Origin of the sequence: Enhydrobacter sp., assembly GCF_030246845.1 — a bacterium.
GTDB lineage: Bacteria > Pseudomonadota > Alphaproteobacteria > Reyranellales > Reyranellaceae > Reyranella.
The window spans coordinates 565,438-580,098 of sequence record NZ_CP126889.1; the positions used below are offsets into that span (position 1 = coordinate 565,438).

Consider the following 14,661-nt stretch of genomic DNA (forward strand, 5'->3'; position numbering starts at 1 on the left):
CCTTTCTCCCTAGATGGCCGGCGCCAGTCTGTGCGCCACCAGCGATGCGTTGCGTGCGGCGATCGGCAGAAACGCCCCGAAGTCGAGATGGCTCTCCGCGCCCGCGAGATCGCTGAGGCAACGGATATTGACCAGCGGCAGGCCGCCGAAGCGCTCCGCGACCTGCGCCACGGCACCGCCCTCCATCTCGCACGCTTGCGCGCCGTAGGCACCGTGCAGGCGCTTGCGCGTGCGCTCGCTGTTGACGAAGCAGTCGCCGGTGGCGATCGGCCCGAAGCTGACGCGCGGCAAGCGCTGGCCCGCGCCGACATCGGCCGGCAGCGCCTCGAACCTCACGCCCGCAACGGCGTCCTTCAGGCGCTCGACGAGGTCGGCTGGAACGTCGTAGCCATGGGCATCGTCGAAGCCCGGCAGCGGCGGCTTTCCCGGCTGATAGGTCTTGAAGCCCGCCTCCAGCTCGGCGCCGTAGTCGTACTGCAGGTTACGCGTGCCGACGACGACATCGCCCACGCCCAGAGCGGGATCGAGACCGCCCGCGACGCCGCAGAACATCAGCGCCGCACATGGAAAACGATCGAGCATCAATGCCGCGGCGACGCCGGCATTGACCTTTCCCATCCCGCATTCGACGAAGACCGCCGCGCGACCGGCAATGTGGCCCCTGAGATAGGACAACCCGCCGATGGTGGTCCGGCCGCCGGAATCGTCGGCCAGATGCGCGAGTTCCTCGGGCATCGCCGAAAGGACGCCCAAAAGCCTGTTTGCCATGGGCGAATGGGTTATAAGGTCGCCGCCATCAAAGCAACTCCGCCGTGACTTCGCCCCTCTCCCCCTTGCAGACCCTGCGTGACGCCTGCACCGGCTTCGCCCGCGACGCCGCGCGGGAGATCATGCGCATCTATGCCGGCGATCTCGGTGAACGGACCAAGGCCGACAAGAGCCCGGTGACCGACGCCGACCACGCCGCCGAGGCCGTCATCCTGGCGGGCTTGCGCGACCTGACGCCGGACATGCCGGTGGTGGCCGAGGAGGAGATGGCGGCGGGTCGCGTGCCGAAGCTCGATGGCGGCCCCTTCTGGCTGGTCGATCCGCTCGACGGGACCAAGGAATTCATCAAGAGGAACGGCGAGTTCACGGTGAACATCGCCCTGATCGAGAGCGGCCGGCCGATCCTCGGCATCGTGCTCGCGCCCGCCAGCGAGACGCTGTGGCGCGGGGCGATGGAGCTGGGGGCCGACAAGAGCGAGAAAGGGTCCCGCTTCGCGCGCATCGCCACGCGCGTGCCGCCGGCCGAAGGCCTCACCGCCTTTGCCAGCCGAAGCCATGCCATCTACAGCGATCTCGACATCTGGTTTCGCACCAACGGCCTCATCGTGGCCGAGCGCAAGCAGGCGGGCTCGTCGCTCAAGTTCTGCCTGATCGCCGAGGGCCGGGCCGATATCTATCCCCGTTTCGGCCCGACCAACGAATGGGACACCGCCGCCGGCCAGGCGGTCCTCGAGGCGGCAGGCGGCGAGGTCGTGACCACCGACGGCAAGCCGCTGCTCTACGGCAAGCCGGGCTTCGCCAATCCGCACTTCATCGCCCGCGGCAAGCCTGTGCGATGAAGATCGTCGCGCCGACGGCGAGCTCGATCGAGGACGCCGTGCGTCTCCTGCGCAAGGGCGGCCTCGTCGCCTTCCCGACCGAGACCGTGTACGGGCTGGGTGGCGATGCCACCAACGAGCGCGCCGTCGTGGCCATCTTCGAGGCCAAGGGCCGGCCGCGGTTCAATCCGCTGATCGCGCATGTGCCCGGCGCCGCGGACGCACAGCGCTTCGTGCGATGGAGCGCCGCCGCCGAGCGGCTTGCCGCCGCGTTCTGGCCCGGCCCGTTGACCTTCGTCCTGCCGCGGGCCGAGCGGTCGCCGATCGCCCTGCTGGCGACGGCGGGCCTCGACACGGTGGCCATCCGCGCGCCGGCGCATCCCGTGGCGCAGGCCTTGATCCGCGCCGCCGGCCTGCCGCTCGCCGCTCCATCGGCCAATCGCAGCGGCGCCGTCAGCCCGACGCGCGCCGAGCATGTCGCCGAGTCGCTGGGCGAGCGCGTGTCGCTGATCCTGGATGGCGGCCCTTGCGCAGTCGGCGTGGAATCCACCGTGCTCGATCTCACGGGCGCGACACCTGTGCTGTTGCGACCGGGCGGGGCGACACGCGAGGCGATCGAGGCCGTCATTGGCCCGATTGCCCTCTCCACCGCACTGCCGATGGGCGACGCCGCCCGCTCCTCGCCGGGCCAGCTCGAGAGCCATTATGCGCCGTCACGCCCGGTGCGGCTGGAAGCGACCACCGTCTCGGCCGACGAAGCACTTCTCGCTTTCGGGCCTCATCCGCCCGCCGGCGCGGTGATGACCCGCAATCTCAGCCCGACCGGCGATCTCGCCGAGGCCGCCGCCAATCTGTTCGCGCATATGCGCGCGCTCGACCGGCCGGAAGTCGGCCGCATCGCGGTCATGCCCGTTCCGCATACGGGACTGGGGCTTGCGATCAACGACAGGCTGCGCCGGGCGGCCGCGGATGACGGCGCAAAGCGCCAGGGCTAAGCTCGTGGACCAAGAGAGGAACGATGCCCGACACCGCCATTCCCGCCATTCCGACGGTCCCCGTGACGCCGGCAATTGTCGACTCCCTGCGCGCCATCGTGGGCGACAAGGGCCTGATCCTCGACGAGCAGGGCAAACAGCCGTTCGTGACCGACTGGCGCGGCTCGCTCGTCGGCACGGCGGCCGTGGTGGTGCGGCCGGCCAATACCGAAGAAGTATCCCGGGTGGTGAAGCTCTGCCATGACAACGGCATCGCCATCGTGCCCCAAGGCGGCAATACAGGCCTGATGGGCGGCGCCACGCCGTGGCCCACGCATCAGGGCATCCTGCTGTCGCTCGGCCGCATGAACCACGTGCTGAGCGTCGATCCGGTCGGCTACGCCATGACGGTCGAGGCGGGCTGCGTGCTGCAGACCTTGCAGGAGACGGCGGCCAGCCACGATCGCTTCTTTCCGCTCAGCCTCGGCGCGCAGGGCTCGTGCATGATCGGCGGCAACCTCTCGACCAATGCGGGCGGCGTGCAGGTGCTGCGCTACGGCAATGCCCGCAACCTCGTGCTGGGCCTCGAGGTGGTGCTGCCCAACGGCGACGTCTGGGACGGTCTGCGCTCGCTCAAGAAGGACAATACCGGCTACGATCTCAAGCATCTGTTCATGGGCGCCGAAGGCACGCTCGGCATCATCACCAAGGCGGTGCTGAAGCTCTGGCCCGCACCCAAGGACATCTGCACCGCCTGGCTCGCGGTCCGCGATCCGCAGGCGGCGGTCGAGATCCTGTCGGAAGCCCATGCGGCGTCGGAGGACAATGTCGGCTCGTGCGAGCTGATGAGCCGCACCTGCACCGACATGGTGCTGCGCCACGTTCCCGGCACGCAGGATCCGCTGAAGGCCGAGACGCCGTGGTATCTCCTGCTCGAATGGTCGTCGTCGCGGCCGCGCCAGGACGGCGCCGAGGGCATGTCGGAGAAGATGGAGCAGTTCCTCGCCGACCAGATGGAGGGGGGCCGCATCCTCGACGCCGTGATCGCGCAGACGGAGGCGCAGTCGCGCAACATGTGGCGCATCCGCGAGGGCGTCGCCGAGGCCTCGCGCGCCGAGGGGCCGGGCCTCAGCTACGACATCTCTGTATCGGTCTCCCGGATCCCCGTTTTCATCGACAGGGGCATCAAGGCCGCCCTCGACATCCTGCCGACCATCCGTCCCTATCCGCTGGGCCATATCGGCGACGGCAACATCCACTTCTCGTTCATGGGCCCCAAGGGCATGGACCGCGAGACGCTTCGGCAGTATTCGCCGGCCATCACACGGGCGGTGAACGACCTCGTCACCTCGATGGCGGGATCGATCTCGGCCGAGCACGGCATCGGCATCGAGAAGCTCGACGAGCTGGCCCACTACCGGTCGAGGATCGAGCTCGACATCATGCGCACGATCAAGCGCGCGCTCGATCCGAAGAACATCATGAATCCCGGCAAGGTCCTGCGCCTCTCATGAGCTTCGACGCGTCCGCTTTCGTCGCCAAGCTGCGATCCATTGTCGGCGACAAAGGGCTGATCGTCGACGAGCACGGCAAGCGCCCCTACCTGAGCGACTGGCGCGAGAACTATCTCGGCGCGGCGCTCGCCGTGGTGCGCCCCGTCTCGACCGAGGAGGTGGCGGCGATCGTCAGGCTCTGCGCCGCCGAGGCGGTCGCGGTGGTTCCCCAGGGCGGCAATACGGGGCTGGTCGGCGGCGGCGTTCCGCCCGAGACGGGGCGCGCGGTCGTGCTGTCGCTCACGCGCATGAACCGCATCCTCGAGGTCGACACCATCGGCTATACGATGACCGCCGAGGCGGGCGTCGTGCTGAAAACCATCCAGGAGACCGCGGCGGCGCACGACCGACTCTTTCCGCTGAGCCTCGCCGCCGAGGGAAGCTGCACCATCGGCGGCAACCTGTCGACCAATGCCGGCGGCGTACAGGTGCTGCACTACGGCAATGCGCGCCAGCTCGTGCTCGGCCTCGAGGTGGTGACACCGGCCGGCGAGATCTGGAACGGACTGCGGGCGCTCAAGAAGGACAATACCGGCTACGACCTGCGCGATCTCTATCTCGGCGCCGAGGGAACGCTCGGCATCATCACCAAGGCGGTGCTGAAGCTGTGGCCGAAGCCCCGAGACATCGCGACCTCCTGGGTCGCCGTTCCCTCGCCCGACGCGGCGGTTGCGCTGCTGAGCGGCGCGCATGCCGCCTCCGAGGACAACGTGACCTCCTGCGAGCTGATGAGCCGCCAGGGCATCGACTTCGTGCTGAAACATATCCCCGGCGCCGCCGATCCTCTGGCGGAGAGGCACGATTGGTACGTGCTGCTCGAATGGTCGTCGGCCCGCGCCCGTCGCGAGGGCGGCAACGAAGGCAGTCTCGGCGCCAAGATGGAGGCCTATCTGGGCGAGGCGATGGAAAAGGGCCTCGTGCTCGATGCCGCGATCGCCCAGAACGAGAGCCAGGCGCGCGCCTTCTGGGCGCTGCGCGAGAACCATTCAGAAGCGCAGAAGAAAGAAGGCCCGTCGATCAAGCACGACATCTCCGTCGCCGTGGGCAAGATGCCGGCCTTCATGAAAGAAGGCCTGGCTGCGATGCGGAAGGCGTTGCCGGAGGGCCGGCCCGTTCCGTTCGGCCATGTCGGCGACGGCAACATGCATTTCAACTGCCAGGCCCCCGCCGGCTGGGACAAGGTGCGCTTCATGAAGCATGGCGAGGCCATCAGCAGCGCCGTCTACGACGTTGTCGTGCGGTATGGCGGCTCGATCTCGGCCGAGCACGGCATCGGGCGATTGAAGCTCGACGAGCTGGCGCACTACCGCAGCAAGATCGAGCTCGACACGATGCGCACTCTCAAACGCACACTCGATCCGCAGAACATCATGAATCCCGGCAAGATCGTGCAGATCTGACCGCTATTGTCGCTCGTCCTGTCGACGGTCGACGATTTCGTAGGAGACATCGGTCACCCTGGCGCGCGGCCGGTCGGGCGGGCCGGCCCGTTCGCGGTCGTCGAGGAGCGACCGCAGCCACTGCTTCGCCTTCAGCGCGAAAATGACCAGCAGCGCGATTGCGGCGACGCCCGCGATCACCGCGAAGCCCAGCACCGCCAGCACGACGAAGCCGATCAGGCCGAGAACGGCCTGCAGCCAGACGCGCGCCGGCAGGCGGGCGAGAAGCTCGAAAAGCTGACGTGCGTTCAAAACTGCGCCCACTTCTTCTCGAAGTCCCACACCTCGGGAAACCCCATGAGCTCGTGCATGCCACGATATTGCGGCACCTTCATGTCGACGCTGGTGCCTTTTTCCTTGAGATATTGCCACGCCTCGCGCATCGCCTCGGCGGCGACGCTGAAGCCCAGTCCAGGATAGATCGCGAGATCGAAGCCCCATTCCTTGAGCCGGGCCGTCGCCACGCGCGGCGTCTTGCCGAACTCGACCATGTTGGCGAGCAGCGGCTTCTCCACCTCCCGGCCGATGCGTTCGAGCTCCGCCTCGCTCTCCGGCGATTCCACGAAGATGATGTCGGCCCCCGCCTCTTCGTACAGTCTGGCACGGCGCAGCGCCTCGTCGAGGCCGAGCGCGGTGCGGGCGTCGGTGCGGGCCACGATCAGCGTCGCGGGATCGCGTCGCGCCTCGACCGCCACCCTGATCTTGAGCACCATATCCTCGGCCGGCACGACGCGGCGGCCCGGCGTATGGCCGCACTTCTTGGGCATCTCCTGGTCCTCGATCTGGATCGCCGCGACCCCCGCCGCCTCGTAGCCACGCACCGTGCGCTGGACGTTCAGGAGCCCGCCGTAGCCCGTGTCGGCGTCGGCGATCAGGGGCGTCTCGATCACCGAGCAGATCATCTCGGCGCGGCCGACCATGTCCGAGTAGGTGGCGAGGCCGGCGTCGGGCAGACCGAGCATCGAGGCCGTGGCGCCGTATCCGGTCATGTAGAGCGCGGAAAAGCCCATGCGGTCGGCGACGCGGGCCGAGATCCCGTCATAGACGCCGGGCGCCAGGATGAATTCGCCCTTCGCCAGCCGCGCACGCAGGGCGGCTGCCTTCGCATTTCCAGCCATCGGACTATCCTCTCGCTATGCCAGCGCCCATTGCGCATTGGCCGGCCGTTGGTGGCAAGCCCCAAGCAGACGGAGCGCCCGAAGGCGCTCCGATCACGGGCGGCCTGAACGCCGCTATCGCATCCGGGTCAGGTCTCAGACCGAAACCGGCTTCAGCTCGCTCGAACCCGATGCCTGGCAGAAGGTCGTCGTCTCGCGCGTGGTCTGGCCGTTCTTGGTGGCCGTCAGCTCGATCGGCCGGCAGGTGCCGCCGTCCGGACGCGTGGTTTTGGGGCCGACCGGCTTGGCCGCCACCACGGTTGGCGGCGGTGGCGGTGAAGACGAGTTGGTCCGCGCCGGCTCGACCGTGTACACCGTGGCCTCGTCGGTCTCCGAGGCGTAGGCGCGCTGTGTCGCCTCCGCCAAGCGCCGCCGCTCCTGGTCGTCGAGCGCGCGGCCGACCAGATTGCCGGCGAGGGCGCCGACCAGCGCGCCGCCCACCGCGCCGCCGACACTGCCGAAGGCCAGACCACCCACCGTGCCGCCCAGCGCCGCCCCCAGCACGGTTCCGGTCGTCTGGTTGGACGGCTGGGAATCGTTGCCGGTCATGCAGCCGGCGGCGACGGCGCAGGCGATCATCAGTCCCGCGACGCGCGCGATAAATCTCGGCCGGATTCCGCTGCCGGAAGCCGTACCGCACACTATCCCCGTCATTTTGAGCATCTCCGTTTGTATTCTGTTACTTTCACTCTACCCCAAAGGGACTGCCCGCGGCTACGCGCCTCGTCTTCGGCGTCGGCGTAGGCACGCGGGGCATCGCAAGATGCCAGCACCAGACCATTGCGGACGAGGGCCAATGCGAGGTCGCTCCGCTCCGAATCCGGCACATCGGCCAGCGGCTTCTTGGCGTTCAAGGGCGTGATCAGGCAGCGATAGAGGGGCGTGCCGTCGGTCAGGCGGTCGGTCTGACGGCATTTCAGGTGCCGCTCCTGCTTGGCGAGGGCGTCGACCGCGAGCTGGCGCAGGGCGGGCACATCGACGATGTCCACTCCTTGCAGCCTGATCTCGCCGGGATGGTCCTTGAGGCCGATCATCATCAACGTCTTGCCGAAATGATCGAAATCGCCGGCGACGAACTCGATCGCCTTGCGCGCGGCCTCGATCGCTTCGCGGCGCGCCTCGGCCTCCTGCTCCGCCTTCGCCTTGGCCGCCTCCTCCGCCTGGTGCTGTGCGGCGAGCTCCGCCTCGATCTTCTGTCGCGTCTCCTCCTCGATCCGCTTGCGCTCGGCGGCCTGCGCCTCCTCCTGGCGCTTGCGCTCCGCCGCTTCCTGCTCGGCCTTCTGCCGCTGCTCGGCCTCGGCCCGGAGCTTCGCGGCTTCCTGCTCGGCCTGCTTGCGCGCCGCTTCCGCCTGCTGCGCGGCCACGCGCGCCCTGACCGTCTCGGGATCGGGGCCGCGCATGGCGACAGCGTAATATCCGCCTCCGGCCAGCAGCAGCACCACGACCGCGGCGACCGCCGCCCACAGCCCCGCCCGGCCTTTCGCCGGCGGGTCCGCCGCCGATGTCCCGAGCGTGGAGACGTGGCGCGGCGGTGGCCCCGGCGGGCTCATGACCACCGTGGCGTCGCCGGCCGGTGCGGCATTGAGACCGAGCAAAGGTCGCCAGCTCGCGATGCTCTGCGGGCGGTCCCGCGCCGCCACTGCCAGGCCGGCATCGATGCCGGCCAGCAGTCCCGGCGCGAAGCCGGCCGGCCTGAGCTGGGCCAGCGGCTCGTAGGCATCGTTCAGCAAGCGGTCGAAGCTGCTGAGCGGAGGCTTGCCCGTGATCGCGTGGTAGAGCGTCGCCGACAGGCCGTAGATGTCCGTCGCCGGTCCCTGCTTGGCCGAGGTCATCTGCTCCGGCGCCGCGTAGGCCGGCGTGAAGATCGCGGTCATGGCCGTCGTGCGGCCTGCCATCGCCGCACGCGAGGCGCCGAAGTCGATCAGAGTCGGATTGCCGGCGGCGTCGAGCAGAATGTTGGCCGGCTTGATGTCACGATGGAGGAAGCCCGCCTCGTGCACCTGCTGCAGCCCGTCGAGCAAGGGCCAGACGATGCGGTCGACCTCGTCGGCCGCCAGCGTGCCAGCGTGCTTCAGGCGATCCTCCAGTGTCTCGCCGCTCAGCAGCTCCATGACAATGTAGGCGGTGCCGTTGGCCTCCAGGAAGTCGAACACGTGGACGATCGCCGGGGCGCGATGCAGCGTGGCCAGCGTCCGGCCCTCCGACACGAAGCGTTCGCGCCCCCAGCCGAAGTCGTCGGCCAGCTTGGTGGTCCGCGGCACGACCGTGGATCCGTCCTGCCGCATGGCCAGCGCCGACGGCAGATATTCCTTGATCGCGACCTCGCGCCCGAGCTGCACGTCGCGCGCCCGATAGGTGATGCCGAAGCCGCCTTGCCCGAGAACGGAAACGATCTCGTAGCGCCCGATCGTCTGTCCGGGGACCAGCGCCGCGAAATCGACCTCCGGCGGCTGAACGGCCCGCTGATCGACGGTATTGCTCGGGTTGGTCATCTTCGGTCGACGGTTCTAGACCTGCCGGATCGACAATTCCACGTCGCCGACCCGCAGCCGGCTGCCGGTCTGCAAGGCCACCGGCATCCCCGCGGGCGCAACCGTGCCGTTCACCGCCGTGCCGTTGGTCGAGCCGAGGTCTTCCACCTGCAGGGCGTCGCCGTTGATCATCAGTCGCGCATGGCGGCGCGACACGGTCGGATGGGGGATCACCAGCTCGCACTGATCGGCGGCGCGGCCGAGCACCATGCCCGTGCCCAGCGTCACGAGCTTGTCGAGCGCGACATCGAAGGAATATTTCTGTCCCGCTGAATTGGTGCCTTCGAAACGCAGCGTGACCTGCGGCAGAAGGCGGGTCGTCGTCTTCGCCGATTCGTTCATCCTGCCCGCGGCGGCACTGCGAACGTGGAAGATCTGGATCGGCCGGCTGACGTTCTTGAGCTGATGCTCGCCGCCATCGACGAAGGCGTAATCGATCCTGAGCTGGGTGACGTCGCGGACCGCGCGCGACACGGCGATGCCGCCCGGATCGGCGATCGCCTGGATGCGCGCGGCGAGGTTGACGCCGTCGCCGAAGATGTTCTGGTCTTCCTCGTCGATGATCACCTCGCCGAGATGCACGCCGATGCGGAACAGCATGCGCTGGTTCTCGGTCAGCGCCTCGTTGAAGCGCGCCATGCGCTCCTGGATGTCGATCGCGGCGGCCAGCGCGCCGACGGCCGAGCTGAACTCCGCGAGCATGGCGTCGCCGGCCGTGCCCACCAGCCGTCCGCCGCCGGCCTCGATGGCCGGCTTCCAGACTTCCGCCTGGGCGGACTTCAGATGGCGGAAGGTGCGGGTCTCGGCGCCTTCCATCATCCGCGTGAAGCCGGCGAGATCGGCATGGACGATGGCGGCGAGGCGGCGCTGCATGACGGATCCTATCTTCCCTTGAAGGCCGGCGCCCGGCGCTCGCGCAGCGCCGTCAGGCCTTCGCGCAGGTCCTCCGACGTCTGGCACTCGTGAATCCCTTCGCGGATGCGGCCGATGTCGGGCTCGGCCTGGGCGAACTGCTCGATCGCCCGCTTCATGTTCGACATCGACAAAGGCGCGAGGCCGGCGAGCCGACCGGCGATCTCGTCGACCCTGGAGCGGAATTCCGCCCGTTCGACCAGCCAGTCGAGGTAGCCGACGCGCAGCAGGTCCTCGTCGGTGAAGTCCTCCGACAGCAGGAACGCCCGCTTGGCGAAGCTCGGGCTCACCTTCTGGGTGTAGCGGCGCAAGCCGCTGGGATAGTAGTGCAGGCCAAAGCGCGCGGCCGGCATGAAGAACCGCATGCCCTTGACGCCCAGCCGGAAATCGCAGGCCAGCGCCATGTCGGTGGCTCCGCCATAGACGCCGCCGTTCAGGGCGCACAGCGTGGGCATGCGCATGGCCTCGAGCCGATCCATGACGGTCTCGAAGCTGTCGCGGCCATCGGACGGACGGGCGCCTTTGCCCGACGGGATCGAGCCCAGATCGTAGCCGGAGCAGAAGGTCTTCTCTCCTGCGCCGGTCAGCACCGTCACCCGCACATCGGGATCGGCATCGGCGGCTTCGATCGCCTCGCGCAGCCTGCCGAGGCCGGCCGTGTCCAGGCGATTGTGCTTGGCAGGGTCGTTGAGCGTGATGGTGGCGCGCTGGCCATCGATTGTAAGCAAAACAGGATCGGTCATGTCGGCCCAAGGATACCCGACCCGGTCGCCAAAGGCGACTGAGCGCGCCATAGTGCGGCGGGAGGAAAAGACCCCGATGACCTATATCGCGCCCCTTGCCGACATGCGTTTCGCGTTGCGCGAAGTGGCAGGACTTGGCCAGGTTGCCCATCTGCCGGGCTACGAGCATGCCAGCGACGACACGATAGACGCCGTGCTGGAGGAGGCCGCCAAGCTTGCCGGCAACGGTCTCGCACCGCTCAACCGCGAGGGCGACAAGGCGGGCGCACGGCTGGAGAACGGAGTGGTGCGCACGGCCCCCGGCTTCGCCAGGATTTACAAGGAGTTCGTCGACGGCGGCTGGAATTCGCTGCCCTTCGACCCCGAGTTCGGCGGTCAGGGCATGCCCTGGTTGCTTGCCACCAGCGTCCAGGAGATGTGGCAGGCCGCCAACATGGGCTTCGGCCTGGTTCTGCTGCTGAACCAGGGGGCGATCGACGCCATCCATCATCACGGGTCGGCCGAGCAGAAGGCCACCTTCCTGCCCAGGATGATCTCCGGCGAATGGACGGGGACCATGAACCTCACCGAGCCGCAGGCAGGCTCCGACCTCGGGCAACTCAAGACGCGGGCGGTGAAGGACGGGGACCACTATCTGGTCACGGGCCAGAAGATCTTCATCACCTACGGCGAGCACGACCTGACCGAGAACATCGTGCATCTCGTGCTGGCGCGCACGCCCGACGCGCCGGCCGGCGTGCGCGGCATCTCGCTCTTCATCGTCCCGAAGTTCCTGGTCGGGCCGGACGGCAAGCCCGGCAGGCGCAACGATCTGCGCTGCGTGTCGCTCGAGCACAAGCTCGGCATCCACGCGAGCCCCACCTGCGTGATGTCCTACGGCGACGATGGCGGCGCGGTGGGCTATCTGGTGGGCGAGGAAGGCCGCGGCCTTTCCTACATGTTCACCATGATGAACAACGCCCGCCTCTCGGTCGGCATCCAGGGCCTCGCCATCGCCGAGCGGGCCTACCAGCAGGCGGCCGAGTTCGCGCGTACGCGGGTGCAGTCGAAGGACGACGCCAGCGCCGACGCCAGGTCCGTCCCGATCGTGCATCACGCCGACGTGCGCCGCATGCTGATGACCATGCGCGCCCAGATCGAGGCGATGCGGGCGCTGGGCTACTACACCGCAGCGGGGATCGACGGCGCGCTGAAGCATCCCGACAAGGAGGCGGCGCGCCGGACGCAGGATCGCGTCGATCTCCTGATCCCGATCGTGAAGGCCTGGTTCACCGATCTCGGCAACGAGATCGCCTCCCTGGGTGTGCAGATCCACGGCGGCATGGGCTTCATCGAGGAGACCGGCGCGGCGCAGCATCTGCGCGACGCGCGCATCCTGCCGATCTACGAAGGCACCAACGGCATCCAGGCGCGCGACCTGGTGGGCCGCAAGGTCGCCAAGGATGGCGGCGAGACCATGCTGGGGCTGGTGAGCGAGATGCGGGCGCTGGCGCAGGAAATGTCCGCCATGCCCGGTGACGATCTGGCGGCGATCCGGACCGGCCTGCAGGCGGCGGCCGATGCCGTGGAGGACGCCACCAAGTGGGTGGCCCAGTCGGTGAAGGCCGACCTCGTCGGCGCGCTCGCCGGCTCGGTGCCCTTCCTGCGGCTGGCCGGGACGGCCCTGGGCGGCTGGCTGCTCGCCCGGGGAGCGCTGGTGGCCACGCAAAAGCTCGCCGCCCGCGAGGGCGATCCGGCGTTCCTGGAAGCCAAGCTGGTAACGGCGCGCTTCTATGCCGACGTGGTCCTGCCGCCGGCACTCGCCCAGCTCGGCCCTCTGAAGGCCGCCGGCCGGACGGTGTTCGCCCTGAAGGAGGATCAATTCTGAGCCAGGGTCTGATCGAGCTGCCCGAGGACGAGGCCCGGGCTTTCGCCCGGCGCTTCGACCTTGCCGCGCTCGAGCCGGCCTTCCTGGAGGATCCCTTCCCCTGTTACCATGCACTGCGCCGTCATGCGCCGGTGAAGCATCTGCCCGACGGCAGCGTCTTCCTTTCCCGCTATGCCGATGTCGCGGTCTGCTACCGCGATCCGCGCATGAGCTCCGACAAGAAGGCGGAGTTCGGCCCCAAGTTCGGCGTCGCGAGCCCGCTCTACCGCCATCACACGACCAGCCTGGTGTTCAACGACCCACCGTTGCACACCCGGGTGCGCAAGCTTCTGGCGGCGGCCTTCACGCCGCGGGCGCTTGCCGCGCTGCAGCCGCGCATCGAGGCCGTGGTCGATGGCCTGCTGGACGCGCATGCCGGGCGGGGCCGCATGGACCTCGTCGAGGACTTCGCCTTCCGCCTGCCGGTCGAGGTGATTTGCGACATGCTGGGCGTGCCCAAGGGCGAGCGCGCCCCGTTCCGCCGCTATTCCCTCGCCATCCTCGGCGCCCTGGAGCCGGTCGCCGGACCGGAGCGGCAGGCCGCCGGCAATGCCGCCGTCGCCGAATTCTCCGCCTATCTGGAGGATCTCGTGGCCGAGCGGCGCAAGCGGCCGGCCGACGAGCATGACATCGACATCCTCGGCACGCTGATCCATGGCGAGGTCGATGGCGAACGGCTGACGTTGGAGGAGCTGGTGCAGAACTGCATCTTCCTCCTGAACGCCGGGCACGAGACGACCACCAACCTGATCGGCAACACGATCGACGCCCTGTTGCGCTTCCCCGGCGAGTTGCGGCGCCTCGAGGCCGATCCGGGCCTGCTGAAGACCTGCGTCGAGGAGGGCCTGCGCTTCGAGAGCTCCAACCAGCTCGGCAATCGCCGTCTGTCGGCCGATCTCGAGCTGGGCGGCGAGCGGCTGGCCGCGGGTACCTACATTCATATCGGCATCGGCGCCGCCAACCGCGATCCGGCGCAGTTTCCCGACCCCGACCGCTTCGATGCCGGCCGCGAGCCCAATCGTCACGTCGCTTTCGGCGCGGGCGTGCATATGTGCCTCGGTGCCGTGCTCGCCCGCCTGGAGGGCACGATCGCCATCGGCCGTCTGGTGCGCCGGTTCGGGGGCTTGGCACGCGACGGCGCCTTCGAGCGCGGCGGCCGCGCCCGCTTCCGTGGCTTCAACCGCTATCCCATCGCGTGGCAGCGGGTCCGGGGCACGACGCGGTAGCGAGAAGATTGCGCCACTGGAGTGGCGCGCTCCGATGAACGCCCGGGGGATCGCGCCACCAACGAGAAGCAAGATCAGGCGCCAAGCCTTACCAAAAGCGCTTGTCCATTCCCGAGGATCTGCCCCTGACGTGGTGGTGCATTCAAAAGAAAACGCCCGGTCGCAAAACGACCGGGCGTCTTGAATTCGACGAGGAAGAAGACCTACGCCGCTTCCTTCTGCTCGTTGTCGGCGTCGGCCGACGGACCCGAATCCTGGCCCTTGGCGGAGGTGTCGCGCTCGACGAACTCGATCACCGCCATCGGGGCGGCGTCGCCGAAGCGGTAGCCGGCCTTCAGCACCCGCAGATAGCCGCCGTTGCGACTGGCGTAGCGCGGCCCGAGCGTCGTGAAGAGCTTGTCGGCGACGTAGGGATCGCGCAGGAAGCCGATCGCCTGACGGCGTGCATGCAGGCCGCCCTTCTTGCCGAGCGTGACCAGCTTCTCGACGATCGGCCGCAGGTCCTTCGCCTTGTGCAGCGTGGTCGTGATCTGCTCGTGCTTGATCAGCGCGCCGGCGAGATTCATGAACATCGCCTTGCGATGCTCCGCCGTGCGGTGGAATTTCCGGCCGCGATTTCCGTGACGCATGACTG

General features: G+C 68.5%; 14 protein-coding genes. 6 read left to right on the forward strand and 8 right to left on the reverse strand.

Going from position 1 to position 14,661, the window contains the following annotated elements:
- Positions 1-9: 9 nt before the first annotated feature.
- Positions 10-768 (reverse strand): 5'-methylthioadenosine/S-adenosylhomocysteine nucleosidase, encoded by a 759-nt coding sequence (gene mtnN / locus OJF58_RS02970; protein WP_300781583.1) that lies wholly within the window; start codon positions 766-768, stop codon positions 10-12.
- Between the two features lie 44 nt (positions 769-812).
- Here mtnN and cysQ point away from each other — a divergent pair, with 44 nt between their 5' ends.
- The 4 genes from cysQ to OJF58_RS02990 are packed head-to-tail and all read left to right on the forward strand — an operon-like array spanning position 813 to position 5,513.
- Positions 813-1,607 (forward strand): 3'(2'),5'-bisphosphate nucleotidase CysQ, encoded by a 795-nt coding sequence (gene cysQ / locus OJF58_RS02975; RefSeq protein ID WP_300781584.1) that lies wholly within the window; start codon positions 813-815, stop codon positions 1,605-1,607.
- A complete protein-coding gene (locus OJF58_RS02980; protein ID WP_300781585.1) occupies positions 1,604-2,581 on the forward strand; it encodes an L-threonylcarbamoyladenylate synthase in 978 nt (325 codons plus the stop codon). The genes cysQ and OJF58_RS02980 overlap by 4 nt, the downstream gene beginning before the upstream one ends.
- A gap of 23 nt (positions 2,582-2,604) precedes the next feature.
- Positions 2,605-4,074: an FAD-binding oxidoreductase gene (locus OJF58_RS02985; protein ID WP_300781586.1), complete on the forward strand. Its 1,470-nt coding sequence runs from the start codon at positions 2,605-2,607 to the stop codon at positions 4,072-4,074.
- A complete protein-coding gene (locus OJF58_RS02990) occupies positions 4,071-5,513 on the forward strand; it encodes an FAD-binding oxidoreductase (protein ID WP_300781587.1) in 1,443 nt (480 codons plus the stop codon). Before OJF58_RS02985 ends, OJF58_RS02990 begins: the two co-directional genes overlap by 4 nt.
- 3 nt (positions 5,514-5,516) lie before the next feature.
- On the opposite strand, the gene OJF58_RS02995 is transcribed toward OJF58_RS02990, so the two are convergent.
- From OJF58_RS02995 to OJF58_RS03020, 6 genes are all read right to left on the reverse strand, one after another.
- Positions 5,517-5,804, reverse strand: coding sequence for a hypothetical protein (locus tag OJF58_RS02995; RefSeq protein ID WP_300781588.1), 288 nt, complete (start codon positions 5,802-5,804; stop codon positions 5,517-5,519).
- Entirely contained in the window at positions 5,801-6,670 is an 870-nt protein-coding gene (locus OJF58_RS03000) for an isocitrate lyase/PEP mutase family protein (RefSeq protein WP_300781589.1), read from the reverse strand. The genes OJF58_RS02995 and OJF58_RS03000 overlap by 4 nt, the downstream gene beginning before the upstream one ends.
- Positions 6,671-6,805: 135 nt before the next feature.
- The gene (locus OJF58_RS03005; protein WP_300781590.1) at positions 6,806-7,363 is read right to left on the reverse strand and encodes a glycine zipper domain-containing protein; all 558 of its coding nucleotides are present in this window, start codon (positions 7,361-7,363) and stop codon (positions 6,806-6,808) included.
- Positions 7,360-9,201 (reverse strand): protein kinase, encoded by a 1,842-nt coding sequence (locus OJF58_RS03010; RefSeq protein ID WP_300781591.1) that lies wholly within the window; start codon positions 9,199-9,201, stop codon positions 7,360-7,362. The genes OJF58_RS03005 and OJF58_RS03010 overlap by 4 nt, the downstream gene beginning before the upstream one ends.
- Positions 9,202-9,216: 15 nt before the next feature.
- Positions 9,217-10,113 (reverse strand): adenylate/guanylate cyclase domain-containing protein, encoded by an 897-nt coding sequence (locus OJF58_RS03015; RefSeq protein ID WP_300781592.1) that lies wholly within the window; start codon positions 10,111-10,113, stop codon positions 9,217-9,219.
- Between the two features lie 8 nt (positions 10,114-10,121).
- Entirely contained in the window at positions 10,122-10,895 is a 774-nt protein-coding gene (locus tag OJF58_RS03020) for an enoyl-CoA hydratase/isomerase family protein (RefSeq protein ID WP_300781593.1), read from the reverse strand.
- 76 nt (positions 10,896-10,971) lie between these two features.
- Here OJF58_RS03020 and OJF58_RS03025 point away from each other — a divergent pair, with 76 nt between their 5' ends.
- Together OJF58_RS03025 and OJF58_RS03030 are read left to right on the forward strand one after the other, a co-directional pair.
- Positions 10,972-12,762: an acyl-CoA dehydrogenase gene (locus tag OJF58_RS03025; RefSeq protein ID WP_300781594.1), complete on the forward strand. Its 1,791-nt coding sequence runs from the start codon at positions 10,972-10,974 to the stop codon at positions 12,760-12,762.
- An 83-nt stretch (positions 12,763-12,845) separates the two neighbouring features.
- Complete coding sequence (locus OJF58_RS03030) at positions 12,846-14,027, forward strand: cytochrome P450 (protein WP_300785148.1); 1,182 nt, start codon at positions 12,846-12,848, stop codon at positions 14,025-14,027.
- A gap of 203 nt (positions 14,028-14,230) precedes the next feature.
- Here OJF58_RS03030 and rplQ read toward each other — a convergent pair whose 3' ends face one another.
- The gene (rplQ, locus tag OJF58_RS03035) at positions 14,231-14,656 is read right to left on the reverse strand and encodes a 50S ribosomal protein L17 (protein ID WP_300781595.1); all 426 of its coding nucleotides are present in this window, start codon (positions 14,654-14,656) and stop codon (positions 14,231-14,233) included.
- Positions 14,657-14,661 lie beyond the last annotated feature (5 nt).

What these genes read in the sequence shown, in the direction of transcription:
- OJF58_RS02980 (WP_300781585.1), top strand. Translation starts at nt 1,604, where the DNA reads ATGAAGATCGTCGCGCCGACGGCGAGCTCGATCGAGGACGCCGTGCGT.
- OJF58_RS03020 (WP_300781593.1), bottom strand. Translation starts at nt 10,895, where the DNA reads ATGACCGATCCTGTTTTGCTTACAATCGATGGCCAGCGCGCCACCATC.
- OJF58_RS03015 (WP_300781592.1), bottom strand. Translation starts at nt 10,113, where the DNA reads ATGCAGCGCCGCCTCGCCGCCATCGTCCATGCCGATCTCGCCGGCTTC.
- OJF58_RS03010 (WP_300781591.1), bottom strand. Translation starts at nt 9,201, where the DNA reads ATGACCAACCCGAGCAATACCGTCGATCAGCGGGCCGTTCAGCCGCCG.
- OJF58_RS03025 (WP_300781594.1), top strand. Translation starts at nt 10,972, where the DNA reads ATGACCTATATCGCGCCCCTTGCCGACATGCGTTTCGCGTTGCGCGAA.
- OJF58_RS03005 (WP_300781590.1), bottom strand. Translation starts at nt 7,363, where the DNA reads ATGACGGGGATAGTGTGCGGTACGGCTTCCGGCAGCGGAATCCGGCCG.
- mtnN (WP_300781583.1), bottom strand. Translation starts at nt 768, where the DNA reads ATGGCAAACAGGCTTTTGGGCGTCCTTTCGGCGATGCCCGAGGAACTC.
- OJF58_RS03000 (WP_300781589.1), bottom strand. Translation starts at nt 6,670, where the DNA reads ATGGCTGGAAATGCGAAGGCAGCCGCCCTGCGTGCGCGGCTGGCGAAG.
- OJF58_RS02985 (WP_300781586.1), top strand. Translation starts at nt 2,605, where the DNA reads ATGCCCGACACCGCCATTCCCGCCATTCCGACGGTCCCCGTGACGCCG.
- rplQ (WP_300781595.1), bottom strand. Translation starts at nt 14,656, where the DNA reads ATGCGTCACGGAAATCGCGGCCGGAAATTCCACCGCACGGCGGAGCAT.
- OJF58_RS02990 (WP_300781587.1), top strand. Translation starts at nt 4,071, where the DNA reads ATGAGCTTCGACGCGTCCGCTTTCGTCGCCAAGCTGCGATCCATTGTC.